The 16,479-nt window shown below is 62.3% G+C and carries 13 protein-coding genes; 10 read left to right on the forward strand and 3 right to left on the reverse strand.

The features are described from left to right. Positions 1 to 74: 74 nt before the first annotated feature. Entirely contained in the window at positions 75 to 2,045 is a 1,971-nt protein-coding gene (locus tag MF410_RS11005; protein WP_239620385.1) for an acyltransferase family protein, read from the reverse strand. A gap of 382 nt (positions 2,046 to 2,427) precedes the next feature. Here MF410_RS11005 and cml point away from each other — a divergent pair, with 382 nt between their 5' ends. The 4 genes from cml to MF410_RS11025 all read left to right on the forward strand — a co-directional run bounded on the left by cml (position 2,428) and on the right by MF410_RS11025 (position 6,629). Further along, the gene (gene cml / locus MF410_RS11010) at positions 2,428 to 3,618 is read left to right on the forward strand and encodes a CmlA/FloR family chloramphenicol efflux MFS transporter (protein WP_097627163.1); all 1,191 of its coding nucleotides are present in this window, start codon (positions 2,428 to 2,430) and stop codon (positions 3,616 to 3,618) included. Positions 3,619 to 3,879: 261 nt separating this feature from the next. Beyond that, positions 3,880 to 4,842, forward strand: a complete 963-nt coding sequence (gene speB / locus MF410_RS11015) for an agmatinase (protein WP_097627161.1) — start codon at positions 3,880 to 3,882, stop codon at positions 4,840 to 4,842. 58 nt (positions 4,843 to 4,900) lie between these two features. Next, positions 4,901 to 5,833 carry an N-acetyl-gamma-glutamyl-phosphate reductase gene (argC, locus tag MF410_RS11020; protein WP_097627159.1) on the forward strand — a complete coding sequence of 311 codons (933 nt, stop codon included), beginning with the start codon at positions 4,901 to 4,903 and terminating at the stop codon, positions 5,831 to 5,833. Between the two features lie 4 nt (positions 5,834 to 5,837). Further along, positions 5,838 to 6,629, forward strand: coding sequence for a sulfite exporter TauE/SafE family protein (locus MF410_RS11025; RefSeq protein WP_097627157.1), 792 nt, complete (start codon positions 5,838 to 5,840; stop codon positions 6,627 to 6,629). 19 nt (positions 6,630 to 6,648) lie between these two features. Here MF410_RS11025 and MF410_RS11030 read toward each other — a convergent pair whose 3' ends face one another. Continuing rightward, entirely contained in the window at positions 6,649 to 7,752 is a 1,104-nt protein-coding gene (locus tag MF410_RS11030) for a COX15/CtaA family protein (protein ID WP_097627155.1), read from the reverse strand. A 115-nt stretch (positions 7,753 to 7,867) separates the two neighbouring features. Here MF410_RS11030 and MF410_RS11035 point away from each other — a divergent pair, with 115 nt between their 5' ends. Beyond that, positions 7,868 to 8,077 carry a DUF2842 domain-containing protein gene (locus tag MF410_RS11035; RefSeq protein ID WP_003573983.1) on the forward strand — a complete coding sequence of 70 codons (210 nt, stop codon included), beginning with the start codon at positions 7,868 to 7,870 and terminating at the stop codon, positions 8,075 to 8,077. A 118-nt stretch (positions 8,078 to 8,195) separates the two neighbouring features. Continuing rightward, positions 8,196 to 9,437: a GNAT family N-acetyltransferase gene (locus tag MF410_RS11040; protein WP_097627154.1), complete on the forward strand. Its 1,242-nt coding sequence runs from the start codon at positions 8,196 to 8,198 to the stop codon at positions 9,435 to 9,437. Positions 9,438 to 9,499: 62 nt separating this feature from the next. Here MF410_RS11040 and MF410_RS11045 read toward each other — a convergent pair whose 3' ends face one another. Further along, positions 9,500 to 11,674 carry a Wzz/FepE/Etk N-terminal domain-containing protein gene (locus MF410_RS11045; RefSeq protein ID WP_097627152.1) on the reverse strand — a complete coding sequence of 725 codons (2,175 nt, stop codon included), beginning with the start codon at positions 11,672 to 11,674 and terminating at the stop codon, positions 9,500 to 9,502. A 192-nt stretch (positions 11,675 to 11,866) separates the two neighbouring features. On the opposite strand from MF410_RS11045, the gene MF410_RS11050 reads away from it, so the two are divergent. From MF410_RS11050 to MF410_RS11065, 4 genes are read left to right on the forward strand one after another with little or no spacing between them, the layout of a single operon-like run. Next, complete coding sequence (locus MF410_RS11050) at positions 11,867 to 12,442, forward strand: polysaccharide biosynthesis/export family protein (protein ID WP_003573986.1); 576 nt, start codon at positions 11,867 to 11,869, stop codon at positions 12,440 to 12,442. Between the two features lie 3 nt (positions 12,443 to 12,445). Next, complete coding sequence (locus MF410_RS11055) at positions 12,446 to 13,615, forward strand: glycosyltransferase family 4 protein (protein ID WP_097627150.1); 1,170 nt, start codon at positions 12,446 to 12,448, stop codon at positions 13,613 to 13,615. Between the two features lie 55 nt (positions 13,616 to 13,670). Beyond that, the gene (locus MF410_RS11060; RefSeq protein WP_097627148.1) at positions 13,671 to 15,236 is read left to right on the forward strand and encodes an undecaprenyl-phosphate glucose phosphotransferase; all 1,566 of its coding nucleotides are present in this window, start codon (positions 13,671 to 13,673) and stop codon (positions 15,234 to 15,236) included. Further along, complete coding sequence (locus MF410_RS11065) at positions 15,233 to 16,465, forward strand: O-antigen ligase family protein (RefSeq protein WP_097627146.1); 1,233 nt, start codon at positions 15,233 to 15,235, stop codon at positions 16,463 to 16,465. Before MF410_RS11060 ends, MF410_RS11065 begins: the two co-directional genes overlap by 4 nt. Positions 16,466 to 16,479 lie beyond the last annotated feature (14 nt).

Below are 16,479 nucleotides of genomic sequence, written 5' to 3' on the forward strand. Positions count from 1 at the left end.
AGAACAGTAGCAGCGCGTCTGAAAGATAGCGACGCGCTTTAATTCGCCCCAGGCGACGTGCATCGCGACGTGCATCAGTCGGAAGAAAGGGCGGCCACGCCGTTTCCATCCATTATGTCGTCTTGCCTGAGAGCGACCAGGATTTCGTCGGCGACGGCTTCCGCACCCGCCGAGGTGAAATGCACCTTGTCGGAAATGAAGGTCTTGCCGTCCCGCGCCAGATCGCACCGGCCCGCCTCTCTCCCACAGAAAATCTTGGCCGGATCGACGCGTAGGACATGCCTGTCTTTGGGATCGTCGAGATAGGCGTAGGAAGGCGACGATTGCTGGAGAAATTCATCCTGGGCGATCGTGATCGTCGGCGCCGGGGTGCCCTTGTGCATCAGCTTCGCGACCTTGGCGGCGATCTCCGTGTCGCCGCGCGGATGAGGATAGACGATGATGACGCGGATGCCGGCCGATGTCAGCGCGCCGACGGTTTTGTCGAACGCATCCCTCAGCCTCTGTCCCACGTCTGATGTCGCGACTTCTTCGCCATTGAAGATGTACCGGGATTGCTCGAAAAAGATCTTCCAGGAGGCGGCGAGGAAGACCGTTTTCACCTTGCTCTTGACGAGATATTCGATCGCTGCAGCGTTGAAGGCGCCGCAGTCGCGCGCCTGGTGGGGAACCATCGAGACGTCGGCGACCGGCGCACAGAAGCTGTGGGTGATCTGCTGCAGGCCAATATTCATTCCGTCCAGGCGCTTGGTCAGCGCCGGTGTCAGCGACGAGGCCAGCGAATCTCCGAGGATGGCGTAAGTCTGGGCGTGGCTGCCGTTAAATATGCAGTTCTCGATCGGCATCGCATCCCAGCCCGACGAGCCCTCGAGCAGGCAGGTCTTGCTCCAATCATTGTCCGCCATGAATTCCTTGATCGGCGCCGGCAGCCGCCAGGGAATGCCGCGCGTGTCGTGGCCGTAGATGCCGAAGGTGATGAAGGCTGCAAGCACCAGGGATACGGATGCGACCAGGCTGCGGGTGGACGGCAGCAATCGGCGCTCGCCGCGGCGGAACGGCTGCTCGACGAAACGCCAGGAGAGATAGGCGAGCATAAGAGAAAGGCAGGCGAGAGCGCCCATCACGATCAGCGGGGGCGGATCGATACTGCGGATCCGCGCAAAGGCAAAAAGCGGCTGGTGCCAGAGATAGGCGCTGTAGCTGATCTGCCCGATCATGGTGAAAACGCGGGTCGAAAGCAGTGCCGACACCCAGGTTCCCTGTCGTGCATAGAGCAGCACGAGCATCGCGCCGATCACGGGAACCACGGCGAGCGTGGAGGGAATGGGCGAGGTTTCGTCGAAATAAAAGACGGAAAAGGCGATCATGCCGAACCCCAGCAGCGACAACGGATCGCTGCCGCGCTTCTGCCCCTTCGACTGCACCAAGCTGCAGATCGATCCGGCCAGAAATTCCCAGGCCCGCGAGGGCAGGAAATAGAAATTGGCCGAGGGAAAAACCCGCGAGGCCCACTCGCTGTAGACAAGGCTGGCACACGCGATCGCAACCAAGACCGCAACCATCCAACTCGGCTTGCGCTTCCACATCACCATGACGAGCAGCGGAAAGAACATGTAATACTGCTCTTCGACGGCGAGGCTCCAGATGTGGAGCAGCGGCACCTCTCCGGCCTCCGGGGCGAAATAGCCGCTCTTGAACCAGAACAGGAAATTGGCGCCGGAAAGACTGGTGGCAATCAGGCTGTCGGAGAAGGCGCGAAACTCCTCCGGCATGACCCAGAGCCAGGCGAAGGGCAGACAGCACAGGACGACGAGAAACAGGGCCGGCAGGAGCCGGCGAGCGCGGCGCTCATAGAATGCCGCCAGCGAGAAGGTGCCGTCGCGCATCTCCTCAAGGATGATCGAGGTGATCAAAAAGCCGCTGATCACGAAGAAAACGTCGACACCGATGAAGCCGCCGCTGAAGAAACTGAAGCCCGCATGAAACAGAATGACAGGCATCACCGCGGCCGCCCGTAGGCCGTCAATCCCTCTTCGGTAAATCACTGTAAATATTCCTGAAATATAATGTTTTTGCTGACTGTGCGGACCGAATCTGCAACCCGGACTTGCATAGGCAATCGCCAATTTTTCTGCAAGTATGAATTTTATAAAAAATTTGACTAAACCATCGCTTTTATCGGTATCGGCGGCGCGGGAGGAAGAGCGTTCTGTTGCCGAGCCCCGGCTACGCTGCTAGACAAGGGGCAAATGGCATCGCGAATGAGCGGAGCCGCAGTCCGGGGCGCATGATGAGAACAACCAAGTCCGCAGACAAATAGGCCGCAACAACCCTGCCCTGTTGTTGCGGCGTCTGTCCGGCCAATCCCCGATCCTGACGAAAAGACAGATCGCCGCCGAATGAAATCATTTGAGCGGTCTCTTTCCCATGTCTTATTCCAAAATCCAGCGCTGGACCTATTCCGTGCCGGCAGCCTTGCTGCTGATGGCGCCTTTCGACATCCTGGCCTCGCTTGCCATGGACATCTATCTGCCGGTCGTGCCGACGATGCCCGAGGCGCTCGGCACCTCGCCTGAGGTCATCCAACTGACCCTCAGCCTCTACATGCTAGTGCTCGGTGCCGGGCAGATCGTCTTCGGTCCAGTCTCCGATATCGTCGGGCGGCGGCCCGTTCTGCTCGGCGGGGCGGCACTCTTCGCCACTGGCTCACTCTTGCTTGCCGAAACATCATCGGCACCCCTCTTCATGATCCTGCGATTGCTGCAAGCCATCGGCGCCTCAGCGGCGCTGGTCGCCACCTTCGCAACTGTACGCGACGTTTACGCCGAGCGCCCGGAAAGCAGCGTGATCTATAGCCTGCTCGGTTCCATACTGTCCTTCGTGCCCGCATTCGGGCCGATCGTCGGAGCGATGATTGCGGATCTCTACGGGTGGCGAGCCATCTTCGTCGTCATCGGCCTGCTTTCGGTCGCCGCAACTCTCAACGCCGGGATGCGGTGGCATGAAACCCGCCCCACCACGGCGGCGGCGACCATCTCGTTCCAGCCAATTCTCGCGAGCTTTCCCTTCTGGGTCTACACAACCGGCTTCAGTGCGGCGATGGGGGCCTTCTTCGTCTTCTTCTCGACCGCGCCTCGCATCCTGATCGATCAAGCCGGGTTTTCCAGCATCACCTTCAGCTTCATTTTTGCCTCGGTGGCTTTAGTGATGATCGTGACGGCGCGCTTTGCCAAACGCTTCGTCACGCGCTGGGGCATCGCAGGCAGCCTCGCCAGAGGCATGGCGATGCTGCTTCTCGGCGCCGGGATGCTTGCCGCCGGAGAGGTGTTTCTGCAGGCACCCCTCATCGGCTTCGTCCTGCCGATGTGGATCATCGCGATCGGCATCGTCTTTGCGACCGCGGTCACCGCCAATGGTGCGCTCAAGGCGTTCGACGATACCGCCGGTACGGCGGTGGCGCTCTATTTCTGCATCGAAAGCCTCCTGGTCGGCGTTCCCGGCACCTTGTTCGTCGTATTGCTCGGCGGCGACACCGCCTGGCCGCTGGCAGCTTATGCCGCGGTGACGGCGCTGATCACCCTCGCCGGACTGCGGCGGCTTTCGTGCAAGACAGCCTGACGAACTTGCTGCTGAATGGCGGCCGCTCGAAAGCCAGGAGCGGCTGCCAGGCGAAGCATCGCTTGAAATCTCGACCCACCTCGCCTACCCCTTTCCTGCCCCGAAAGGAAACATCGGTTGCTTTCGGGAGATCAGGCAAACCTGACCGTCCGGAGCAGCCTATTTCGTCGCCCGGCGGTTTGGTCGTGACCGGTGACCGGCCGATATAAGGCCGACATCGAACGCGACTATGGTTTAGCGCCCATAGAGAAGGAGCCCCTCTTGGCGAACAAATCCATCGATCATGCCTTTACGGCGACCAGCCTCACTTCCGCCGCCAGCGATCCGACCTTTGCCGGCGCGCTGTCCTTCATGCGCCGCCGCTTCACCAAGGAGCTTGCCGGCGTCGACGTTGCCGTCTGGGGTATTCCCTTCGATGCGGCAACCTCGAACAGGCCGGGCACACGCTTCGGGCCGCAGGCAATCCGCCGCGCTTCGGCGATCTTCGACAATGATGCGCAATATCCGTTCAACCGTGATCTTTTCGCCGAGATGGCGGTGATCGACTACGGCGATTGCCTGCTCGACTACGGCAATCACCAGGATACGCCCGATGCCATCGAACGGCAGGCGAATATCATCCTCGACAGCGGCGCCTTCCTGCTGACGCTCGGCGGCGATCACTACGTCACCTGGCCGCTGCTGAAAGCCCATGCGGCAAAACACGGCGCCCTCGCCCTTGTGCAGTTCGACGCCCACCAGGACACCTGGTTCGACGAGGACCGGCGGATCGACCACGGCTCCTTCGTGGCGCGGGCCGCCCGCGAGGGCATCATCGATCCCGACCGCTCGATCCAGATCGGCATCCGCACCCATGCGCCGGAGGATTGCGGCGTCAATATCCTCTACGGCCATCAGGTCGAGGAGATGAGTGCGGGCGATATCGCCTCGGCGATCATCTCGCATACGCGCGGCGCGCCTGCCTATCTCACCTTCGATATCGATTGCCTCGATCCGGCCTTTGCGCCGGGCACCGGCACGCCGGTTGCCGGCGGACCGTCGAGCGCCAAGATCCTCTCGGTGCTGCAGCGCCTGCACCAGCTCGATATCCGCGGCGCCGATATCGTCGAGGTGTCGCCGCCTTACGATCATGCCGATATCACCGCCATTGCGGGGGCAACGGTGGCGATGTATATGCTGGGGCTTCATGCCGAACGACGCGCCATCGCCGTGTCACAAGGCTGACCTATTATCCCAAAATGAATCCGGAAACCTTCTGAACCCATTGAAAGCGCAGGTTAACATGGCACCGAAAATCTTCATCGACGGCGAACACGGCACGACGGGTCTGCAGATCCGCACGCGCATGGCCGGCCGCCGCGATGTCGAGCTTCTGTCCATTCCAGAGGCCGAGCGGCGCAACGCCGCCATGCGCGAGGACATGCTGAACAGCGCCGATATCGCCATTCTCTGCCTGCCCGACGATGCATCGAAGGAAGCGGTTCAGATGGTCTCGGCCAACAACAATGTCCGCGTCATCGACACGTCGACCGCCTTCCGCGTCAATCCCGGCTGGGCCTACGGCTTTGCCGAAATGGACGGCGCGCAGGCTGACAGGATCAAGGCCGCGCGTTTCGTCGCCAATCCCGGCTGCTACCCCACCGGCGCAATCGGCCTGATCCGGCCGCTGCGCGCCGCCGGGATTCTGCCGGACGGCTACCCGGTCGCGGTCAATGCGGTTTCCGGCTATACCGGCGGCGGCAAGCAGATGATCGCCCAGATGGAAAATCCGGATCACCCGGATGCGATCACCGCGCCGCATTTCGTCTACGGCCTGCCGCTCACCCATAAACATGTGCCCGAAATGACCGTGCACGGGTTGCTCGATCGCGCGCCGATCTTCTCGCCGTCGGTCGGCAAGTTCGCGCAGGGCATGATCGTGCAGGTGCCGCTGCATCTCGGCGACCTCGCCGAGGGCACGACGATGGAAAGCATTCATGCCGCCCTCGCCGCCCATTATGCCGGCCAGGAGATCGTCACCGTCGTGCCGCTTGCCGAAAGCAAGACGCTGCCCCGCGTCAACGCCGTCGAGCTCGAAGGCAAGGACACGATGAAGCTCTTCGTCTTCGGCACGCCGAGCGGTTCCCAGGTCAATCTGGTGGCGCTGCTCGACAATCTCGGCAAGGGCGCCTCGGGTGCCGCCGTGCAGAACATGGACCTGATGCTCGCTTCCTGACGCCATGACGCTGGATGCGCTTTTCGCCGGCGTGCACGTCTGGTTTGCCGCCGCCCTGCCCGACCATGGGATCTATGCGCTGATGGCGTTTGCCTTCATCGCCGGGCTTGCCCGCGGCTTTTCGGGCTTCGGCGCCGCATTGATCTTCATTCCGCTCGCCGGCGCGATCGTCGGGCCGAAGCTGGTTTCGCCGATCCTGCTCGTCATCGACGGCATTGCCACATTGGGTATGATCCCGCCCGCCTGGCGCGGCGCCAACCGGCCCGAGGTCTTCGTCATGGCGGCCGGGGCCGCACTCGGCGTGCCGGCCGGCACGGCGATGCTGGCACTGCTCGACCCGCTGCTCCTACGCTGGAGCATCACCATCATCGCCATCGGCCTGCTTACGCTTCTCGCATCGGGATGGCGCTATCACGGCGCGCCTTCGGCTCCGCTCAGCAGCGGCGTCGGCCTGATCGCTGGGCCTTTCAGCGGCGCCGCGCAGCTTGGCGGCCCGCCTGTCGTCGCCTACTGGCTTGGCGGCAAGAGCGACTTCACGCGCGTCAGAGCGAATGTCGTGCTCTATTTCTCGATCTCATCCGTCTTCAGCGCCATCAGCTATTACGTCGGCGGATTGTTCGTGCCTGCGGTCTTCGCGCTGACCGCCGTCATCCTGCCAAGTTACGCGGTCGGGCTCTACGGCGGCTCGAAACTGTTCGGGCTCGCCGAGGAGCGGACCTTCCGCATCGCCTGCTACATCCTGATCGCCACCGCCACGATCATCGGCATGCCGCTGCTCGATGGGGTGCTGCGCTAGACTGGCTTACGACACCGCTTCACCCGCGCTCCGCGATGGCGGTGGCGTGCGGATATTCGCCATAAAAACCGCGCCAGTTGGCGATGGCGAAACCGAAAACCACCAGGGCGCCGGCCTGATGCAGCAGGCCCCAGTGTAGCGGCACCTGCAGCAGCAGCGTGGCGATGCCTATTGCCGCCTGCAGCGTCACCAGTGAGAAAAGCACGACGGCGCGGCGGGCATGCGTGGTCCAGGCTGCGGCGCGAAGCGCGATCACCATGTTGATCAACGTCAACGCGAAGAGCGTATAGGCGCCGATGCGGTGGATGAACTGCACCGTCTTCGGGTTCTCGAAGGCATTGATCCAGAAGGGCTGCTGGATCAAGAGATCCGACGGGATGACCGCGCCGTCCATCAGCGGCCAGGTGTTGTAGGAAAAACCGGCGTCTAGCCCCGCCACCAGCGCGCCGAGATAGATCTGGAACAGCGCGAAAATGGCGATCGCGGCGGCAAATCCGCGCGAGCTGCGTGTCGGCGCCGGATCGTTGGAATGCGGTGAGAGCCCGCGCATGATCCACATGCAGCCGGCAAAGATCAGGCAGGCCATAATCAAATGCGTCGCCAGCCTATACTGGCTGACGTCGGTGCGGACGGACAGCCCTGAGGACACCATCCACCATCCGATGAAACCCTGCAGGCCGCCAAGCGCCAGGATGCCGACGAGCGGCCAGCGCAGGCCCTTCTCGATCCGCCCCGTCAGCCAGAAAAAGAGGAGCGGCAACGCGAAGATCACGCCGATGCCGCGGGCGATCAGCCGGTGGGCCCATTCCCACCAGAAGATACCCTTGAACTCGTCGACGGTCATGGAATTGTTCAATTGCTGAAATTCCGGAATGCGCTGGTAGAGGCGGAATTCCTCCTCCCATTCGGCGGCCGACAACGGCGGGATGACGCCATGGATCGGCTTCCACTCGGTAATGGACAGGCCGGAATTGGTCAGCCGCGTGGCGCCGCCGACGAGCACGAGACAGAAGAGCGCCAAAAGCACGAAACCCAGCCAGAAGCGCAAGGCGCGGCGGTCGCGGTTCTGCTTGCGCACTTCGCTCAGGATCGCCTGTTCCGTGGTCGGGTTTGCGACAGCCATGATGTCTCCTTCTATCCGGCAGTTGATTTGCCCCAGCGGCTCATGCAAAACAAGCCCCGAACCTTTGCGGCATGCCGTCGCGCCGGTCCGCCCCGTCCCTGCCGAGAGATAATTGATGCCCGTCCGCCTCCGCAAATTCATCGGCACGATCCTCATCATCGTGCTCGTTCTGGTCTATGCGCTGGTGGCGAACACGATCGCGGTGGCAACGCTCGGCAACGCGCCCTGGTGGGGGCACCTGCTCTATTTCCTGCTCACCGGCCTGCTCTGGGTTCTGCCGGCGATGGTAATCATCAAATGGATGGCCGGGCCGCGGCAGCAATAGGCCATTAACGGCCGAATAACCGTGATAGGCGGAAAACCTCGCCCATGGCGTGCGAGTAAACCAAATATACGTCCTGCATTCCTACCTTCCCGTTCAGCATTCTTGACCGGAGAAAACCGTGCAGACGCAAAAGCTCGATGTTCATGAACAGCCGTCGGAGGACGGGGCGCTGGCCCAAACGACCATTTCGCGCCTGCGCCAGCTCAGCATGAAACTCGCCATGGCCGAAGTCGACATCAGCGTTTTCGACGCGATGCAGCCGCTGGAGGACGACTGGCGGGTGCTAGAGCGCGACAATCTCCAGTCGCTGCATCAGAGCTATGACTGGTGCGCCGCCTGGGTGAGCGCGTTTCAGCGGCCGCTGGCGATCCTCAAAGGCACCCATGCCGGTGAGACGGCTTTCATTCTGCCGGTCGAAATCGTCAAGTCGCGGGGGCTTGGCGTGGCGAAGTTCATCGCCGCCGATCACAGCAATATCAATACCGGCCTGTTTTCCCGAAATTTTGCCGAAAGCGGCGGCAGCATCGACGCCGAGAAGTTCGCAGGGCAGCTTCGGCACGCCTTGAAGGGCCGGGCCGATCTGCTGCTGCTGCAGAATATTCCGCTGGAATGGCGGGGAAGACAGACCCCGCTCACCGGGCTGCCGATGGTGCAGAACCAGAATCACGCCTATCAGCTGCCGTTCTTTCCGGCTTTCGAGGAGACGCTGAAGCAGCTCAACGCCAAGAACCGGCGCAAGAAATTCCGCGTTCAGTCGAAACGCCTCGAGGCGGCCGGCGGCTTCGAATACCTTGCCCCCGAGGAATCGGAGGAACAGCACCGGCTGCTCGACATCTTCTTCCGGCTGAAGAGCGCCCGTTTCGCCAGCCTCGGCCTGCCCGACGTCTTTGCAGACAAGGAAACGCAGGCCTTCCTGCACGGTTTGATCGACAAGCGGGGTGACGGCAGGCAATATTTCGGGCTGCAGATGCATGTGCTGCGGCTCAAGGGAGAGAATGAGGGTCGGGTCGCCGCGATTTCAGGGATTTCGCGCAAGGGCGACCATATCATCTGCCAGTTCGGCGCGATCGATGAGGAGCTGGTGCCGGATACGAGTCCCGGCGAATTCCTCTATTGGCAGACCATCTCGGGATTGCATGGCAAGGGGGTGGCGCTGTTCGATTTCGGACTCGGCGACCAGACCTACAAGCGATCCTGGGCGCCTGTGGAGACTGCGCATTACGACGTGGTGCTGCCGGTCTCGCCGTTCGGCGTTCTCGCCGGCGCCGCGCACCGTATCGTCACCCGCGGCAAGGCCCATATCAAGGCCCGACCGAAGCTCTATAAATTCACGCAGAGCATCCGCGCACGGATCGGCTAAGCGGTGTTTATGTTACGCGTGTCGTTACCGCAAAACCGCTGAACACTTTTGCGCGACATGCATTAGGCAGCCCGGCCGAGCGTCTGCTCAGCCCCTTCCCCGCCCGACATCAGCACGACGCGCTCGTAGCCGGCAGCCTGGAATTCCGTCATCAGGGTCACGAAGATCGTTTCCTCGATCTCCGGTAGGGAGAGAATGATCTCGACATCGCGGCTGCGGGTCAGCCGCGAGACGCCGGCGACATCGGCCGAACCGCATTCGACCACCACGAGGTCGTAGGCGGCGGCAAGCGCATCGAGCAGCAGCGACAGCCGGTCGACACCGCGCATGGCCCGGCGCACGTCGCTCTGGCCCTGGGGGATCACATGGGCTAGGGAAAGACGATCGCTGTGGATCGTGTCGCCGAAGGCGGCCTCGCCGCAGAGCAGATCGGTGACGCCGGGAGCAGCCTGGTCCTCGGCCATCAGCTCCGTGGGGTAACCGGAACCGGTCATATCGATCAGGATGACGCGGCGGCCGGCGTCGGCGAGCATGCGGGTCAGCAAAACTGTTGCCGCGGAGCCATTGTCACCGGTCGGAGATATTGCGATAGCCAGCGGCGCACGGCTGCCCGTGAGATAATCGGCAACGGAGGCGACGGAGAATTCATTGTCGTCTTCCGGCAGCTTCTCGGCGGCCTCGGTGTCTTCGATCACGTCCTTTTCGTCTTCATCCCCGACAATGGCGAGCATGCTCGGCTGGATGGGCTTTCTGACGGCAGAGACAACCGGAGCGGCCTGCGGCGCAACCCTCTCCTCGACGAGAGTTTCCGCCTCGATGGTCTCGGGGGCCGCATCGACGGGACGGAGCGCCCGGCCGCTGAAGAGTTCGGCCAGCATGGTGACGATGGCGCTCAGGATCAGAGTGGCGACCGCAGCGACAACGACGATCGGCACCACCTTCGGGAAATAGGGATCGACCGGCTCGATGGCCTTGGAAACGATACGGGCATCCGCCGGGCTCGAATTGCTGTCGGCGCGGGAAGCGGCCTCGCGGTAGCGCACCAGATAGGTTTCGAGCAGCTGGCGCTGGGCGGTCGCCTCACGCTCCAGCGCATTGAGGCCGACCTCGTCCTCGCCGGCGCGGGCGCTGTTGGCCTGCACCGTGTCCGACTGGCGCTCGAGCTCGCTTGCCCTTAGATCCGCAACCTTGGATTCGTTCTCGATGCTCGTCAGGATCTTTTGCGTCTCCTGGCGGATCTGGGTGCGGATATCGGCGAGCTGGGCGCGCAGGCTTTTCAGCCGTGGATGGTTGTTGAGAAGGCTGGTCTGCAGATCCGAGATTTGCGACTGCAGACCGGATTCCGTCGCTTTCAGCCGCTGGATCGCCTGGGACGACATGATGTCAGGCAGCGTGTCGGAGGCTTCGCCCGAAGACAGCGCATTGCGTACCGCCTGCGCCCTCGCCTCGGCATTGGCCTTGTCGCCGCGCACGCGGGTCAGCTCCGCCGAAATATCGTTCAGCTGCTGGGCGGGAAAGGTGGTCGTGCCGTTCGTCTGCAGCAGCCCGTGCGAGGTGCGGTATTCGGCGACCTTCTTTTCGGCTTCGCTGACCTTGCGGCGTAGGCCCTCGATCTCCGGCTCCAGCCAGCGCGTCGCTTCCGAATTGGAATCAAGCTTGGCGCCGCTCTGGGTCGAAAGATAGACATTGGCCATGGCGTTCGGAATGGCGGCCGCGAGCTTCGGGTCCTTCGAGGTGAAACTGATGCCGATGACGCGTGAACCTGGCACCTGGTACACCTGCAGGCGTTCGACGAAAGCGTCGATCACCCGCTCTTCCGGCGGGTTCTCCATCGGGTTCTTCTTCAGATGCAGCTTCACCATGATACTGCTCATCGCCGAGCCGTTGGCGGCATCGTCGAATTCCGGCAGGTTATAAAGCTTCAGGTCGTTGATGACCTTCTTGAGGAGATCGGCCGATTGCAGCAGTTGCACTTGGCTGGCGATATTCAGCTCATCCATCAGCGGGCCAGCGCCGGCGTCGTTGACTTGCTGGGTGCTGGCGAAGGCCGGCGCCCGGGGTTCGATCAGGATGCGTGTTTCGCTGCGATATTGCGGCGACATAATCTTGGCGCCTGTAAAGGCGATGCCCGCCCCCGCAAGCGTAATCGCCAAAATCCTGAGCCGCCGCGCCCAGACGGCGCGGACCAACTGGCCGAGGTCGATGTCCACATCCTGATCACGCGCTACGCCGGACATGCTCTTACTCCACAACAAATGTGCCGCAAGCGTAAACGACCATGGTAACTCAACGGTTAATGGCAATCTTGCCGAGTAATAAGCGACGGCCGATGAAAGGAACTCAGGAAATTGCAAGCGGCCTTTACCGAGCATTAACCCTAACGGATTGATAACGGCTCTACCGAGTTCATTTTCTGTGAGCACAAACGGATGTCTGTCGTCCAGCCCAAGATCCTTTTGGCCCTGAGCCTTGCAGCCATGACGGCGGCATTGGGCGGTTGCACGACATACAAGCCGGCACCGAAGGCGTTCAACGAGGCGACCATCCAGCCCTATACGCTTGATAGCGGCGATCGGCTGCGCGTTACCGTCTTCGACCAGCAGAGCCTAACCAACACCTATACCGTGGATCAGGCCGGTTATATCGCCTTCCCCCTCATCGGCCAAGTCCCTGCCCGCGGCCGAACCCTGCAGCAACTCTCGGGCCAGATCGCCCAGAAACTGCAGCAGGGCTATCTTCGCGATCCTGATGTTACCATCGATGTCGATCGCTACCGTTCGATCTTCCTCATGGGCGAAGTCGGCCAACCCGGCCAGTATGCCTATGTCCCCGGCATGACCGTGCAGAACGCCATTGCGGTCGCTGGCGGCTTTACCAGCCGCGCCAACCAGAGCATGGTCGACGTCACCCGCAAGATCAACGGACAGGTGCTGACCGGCCGCATCAACATATCCGGGCCGATCATCGCCGGCGACACGATCTACGTTCGCGAACGGCTTTTCTGAGCGATGACAATACAGAAGCCGCTCCGCATCCTCCATTGCTTCAGGTCGCCGGTCGGCGGAATTTTCCGCCATGTCCGCGATCTCGTCGAGGAGCACAGCAAGGCCGGTCATCAAGTCGGCATCCTCTGCGACAGCTCGACCGGCGGCGAGTATGAGGACAGCCTGTTCGACGATATCCGTCCCTATCTCTCGCTCGGCCTGACACGCGTGCCGATCCGGCGTTCGATCAGCCCGTCCGACCTTGCGACGATGTGGGATACATACAAGAAAATTAAAAGTTTGCGGCCGGATGTGCTGCACGGACACGGCGCCAAGGGCGGCGTGCTCGCGCGACTTGCCGGCTCAGCGTTGCGGGTGAACAGGTATCGCGTAGCCCGCCTCTATACCGCGCATGGCGGAAGCCTGCATTATTCGCGTTCCTCGCTCAGCGGACAATTCGTCCTGAGGATGGAGCGCCTGCAGGAATATTTCACCGATGCGCTGGTCTTCATCTGCGAATACGAGCGCGACACCTATGCGCGCAAGGTGGGCAAGCCGCGGACGAAGACCAGACTGATCTATAACGGCATCGCCGAGCGCGATTTCGAGCCGATCCCCACCCGCTCGGATGCCGTGCACTTCATCTATGTGGGTATGCTCCGGGACCTCAAGGGTCCCGATCTGTTTGTCGATGCCTTTGCCAAGACCGAGCGGCTGCTCGGCCGGCCGCTGTCGGCGCTGATGATCGGTGACGGACCGGATCGCGACCGCTACCGCGAGATGATGGTCGAGCGTGGCCTCGGCAAGCGCATCGGCATGCTGCCGGCGATGCGGGTCCACGAAGCCTTCTCCATGGCGCAGAACCTCGTCGTTCCCTCGCGCGCCGAAGCCATGCCCTATATCGTGCTCGAGGGGCTCGGGGCCGGCAAGACGATCATCGCCAGCCGGGTCGGCGGCATTCCCGAGGTGCTCGGCGCCGACAGCGCAGCCCTTGTGGAGGCCGGAAATTCCGATGATCTTGCCCGCGTCATGGCGGAAACGCTGAGCACGCCCGACTGGCACGCCAAGACGATGCCGAAGCCCGAGGCGGTAAAGGCGGTGTTTTCCTCGGCCATCATGGCGCGCGATGTCCTGAAATTGTACCATGAGCTCGTCGATCCGGCCGCTGGCCGAGCAATGCCCGCCGCCCCGTAAATATTTCTTCAGGGGCTTTCTGGTAATTCGCTTGGTGACAACGAGCGAAAGCCCCATGAACAAGCTGGAAAAAGGCGATCAATTCGACGTGGAAGCACTGCGCAAGCAGGTCTCCGACATCGAGGTGCGCGGCGACGCGGGTCAGGAAAAACCGTCCGACCCGACAGAAATTAATCCCTATGCCCGGCAGATCGCCGAACAGTTCCGTGACGGAACCAAGTCGCCGGTGATCATCATCGGGCAATTGCGGCTGCTGGAATTCCTGGCGCTCTTTGCGATCGCCCTGATCGCCCATTATTTTTGGCCCGGTGACGGCTACGATTCATCGCTGGTGCGGACCGGCATGGCGGCGATCGCCTCGGCCTTGACCGTTATCGGCCTGCAGCTTGGCGACACCTACACCATTCCGGCACTTCGGGCCAAGCTGCGGCTGATCCCGCGCATCCTGGGGTCGTGGATGACCGCACTCCTCCTGACGGTCGGCCTGTTCGCGCTGGTTCGCGGCAGCACATGGGCGATGGTCGTCGGCGCCTATCTGCCCTGGTTTACGGCTGGCGCACTCTTCCTTGCGGCCGAGCGTTTCCTCGTCGCCTACGGCATCCGCAACTGGGCGCGCAACGGCATCATGGAGCGTCGCGCCGTCATCGTCGGCGGCGGCGAGCCGGCCAAGGAGCTGATCCGCATCCTCGAACAGCAGGATGACAACGACATCCGCATCTGCGGCATCTTCGACGATCGCGGCGAGAAGCGTTCGCCGATCATGGTTGCCGGTTATCCGAAGCTCGGCACCGTGGCTGAACTCGTCGAATTCGTGCGATTGACGCGCATCGACATGCTGATCATCGCTCTGCCGCTTTCGGCCGAGGCGCGTATATACGACCTTTTGAAGAAGCTTTGGGTTCTGCCGGTCGATATCCGCCTTGCTGCGCATGCCAACCGGCTGCGCTTCCGGCCGCGCGCCTATTCGCACGTCGGCAGGGTGCCGATGCTCGACATTTTCAAGATGCCGATCCGCGACTGGGACTCCGTTGCCAAGCGTGGCTTCGACATCTTCTTCACCGTGATCGCGCTGGCGCTGCTCTGGCCGCTGATGGTCGCGACCGCCATCGCCATCAAGGCGACCTCCGAAGGCCCCGTCTTCTTCATGCAGAAGCGCCACGGATTCAACAATGAAATCATCAACGTCTTCAAGTTCCGCTCGATGTACACCAACATGGCCGACCCCACGGGCAAGGCCGCGGTGACCAAGGGCGATCCGCGTGTCACCCGCGTCGGCCGCTTCATCCGCAAGACCTCGATCGACGAATTGCCACAGCTTTTCAACGTGCTGCGGGGCGAACTCTCTCTGGTTGGCCCGCGCCCACATGCCGTTCTCGCCCAGGCCCGCGACCGCGCCTTCGGCGATGTCGTCGAGGGTTATTTCGCCCGCCACCGCGTCAAGCCCGGCGTCACCGGCTGGGCGCAGATCAACGGCTGGCGCGGCGAAGTGGACAATGACGAGAAGATCAAGTTCCGCACCGCCTACGACCTCTATTACATCGAGAACTGGTCACTCTGGTTCGATCTGAAGATCCTGTTCCTGACGCCGATCCGGCTGCTCGACACGGAAAACGCCTATTGAGCGCGATCGAGGCGACATATCCCCGTGTCGCCCAGCCGCAGCGGATGACGCTGCGCCTGATCGGCTCGGCCTTTGTCGCCTTCGGTGTTTTCCTCTCCGGTTTCGTGATCGACGAGCCGGCGCCCTACGAGCTCTGGATGGCTGGACTGATCGGCCTCTGGTTTATCCTGGGCCTCAGGATTTCGCGCGGCGTCGCACCGCTGCTTGCCCTGCTGCTCACCTTCAACATCGGCGGCATGCTGTCGCTGACGCAGATGAAAGATCTGGCGACCGGGCCGATGTATATCGCGGTCTCGACCTTTTTGGCGCTGACGGCGGTCTTCTACGCGGCGATCATCGAGGACAGCCACAAGCGGCTGCCGCTAATCTTCAACGCGTGGACCTTCGCCGCCGTCGCCACCTCCGCGCTCGGCATACTCGGTTATTTCCACGCCTTTCCGGGCGCTGAAATCTTCACCCTCTATGACCGCGCCAAGGGCGCCTTCCAGGACCCGAACGTCTTCGGCCCCTTCCTGGTGCCGCCATCGCTTTATCTCGTCCACGGCATCCTCGTCGGCGACCTGAAGAGATCGCCGCTGAAGGCTCTCGCTCTGCTGGTGCTTGCACTCGGCATCTTCCTGTCCTTTTCGCGCGCCGCCTGGGGGCTCTTCGCGCTCGGCGTGGCGCTCCTGATCTTCATCATGCTGCTCAAGGAGCGCAGCGGCGCCTTTCGCCTCAGAGTTCTGGGGCTGTCGCTGGCGGCGATCATCATGCTGGTCGCCTCGCTGCTGGTGGCGTTGCAGATCCCGAAGGTCGCCGAACTGTTTTCGGCGCGCGCTCAGCTGGTGCAGCAATATGACGGCGAACATCTCGGCCGCTTCGAGCGCCACCGGATCGGCTTCACCATGATGATGGAGCGCCCGCTCGGCATCGGCCCGCTGGTGTTCGGCACGATGTTTCCCGAGGACGAGCACAATATCTGGCTGAAATCGCTGACCACCTATGGCTGGCTCGGCTTCGCCACCTATGTCGGCATGCTTGTCTGGACGCTGGCGCTCGGCTTCCGATACCTGCTGCTCGACCGGCCGTGGCAGCCCTTCCTGATGATCGCCTGGATCTCTGTTCTCGGCCACGCCACCATCGGCAACGTCATCGATATCGATCACTGGCGCCATGTCTATCTGCTGCTCGGCACGGTCTGGGGCTGCGCGGCGCTCGAGGTGCGCCACAAGCGCGGCCGTGGGCCATAGCTGCGAGCACATCG

Origin of the sequence: Rhizobium sp. C104 (genome assembly GCF_022354505.1) — a bacterium.
In the GTDB taxonomy this organism is placed as follows: domain Bacteria; phylum Pseudomonadota; class Alphaproteobacteria; order Rhizobiales; family Rhizobiaceae; genus Rhizobium; species Rhizobium redzepovicii.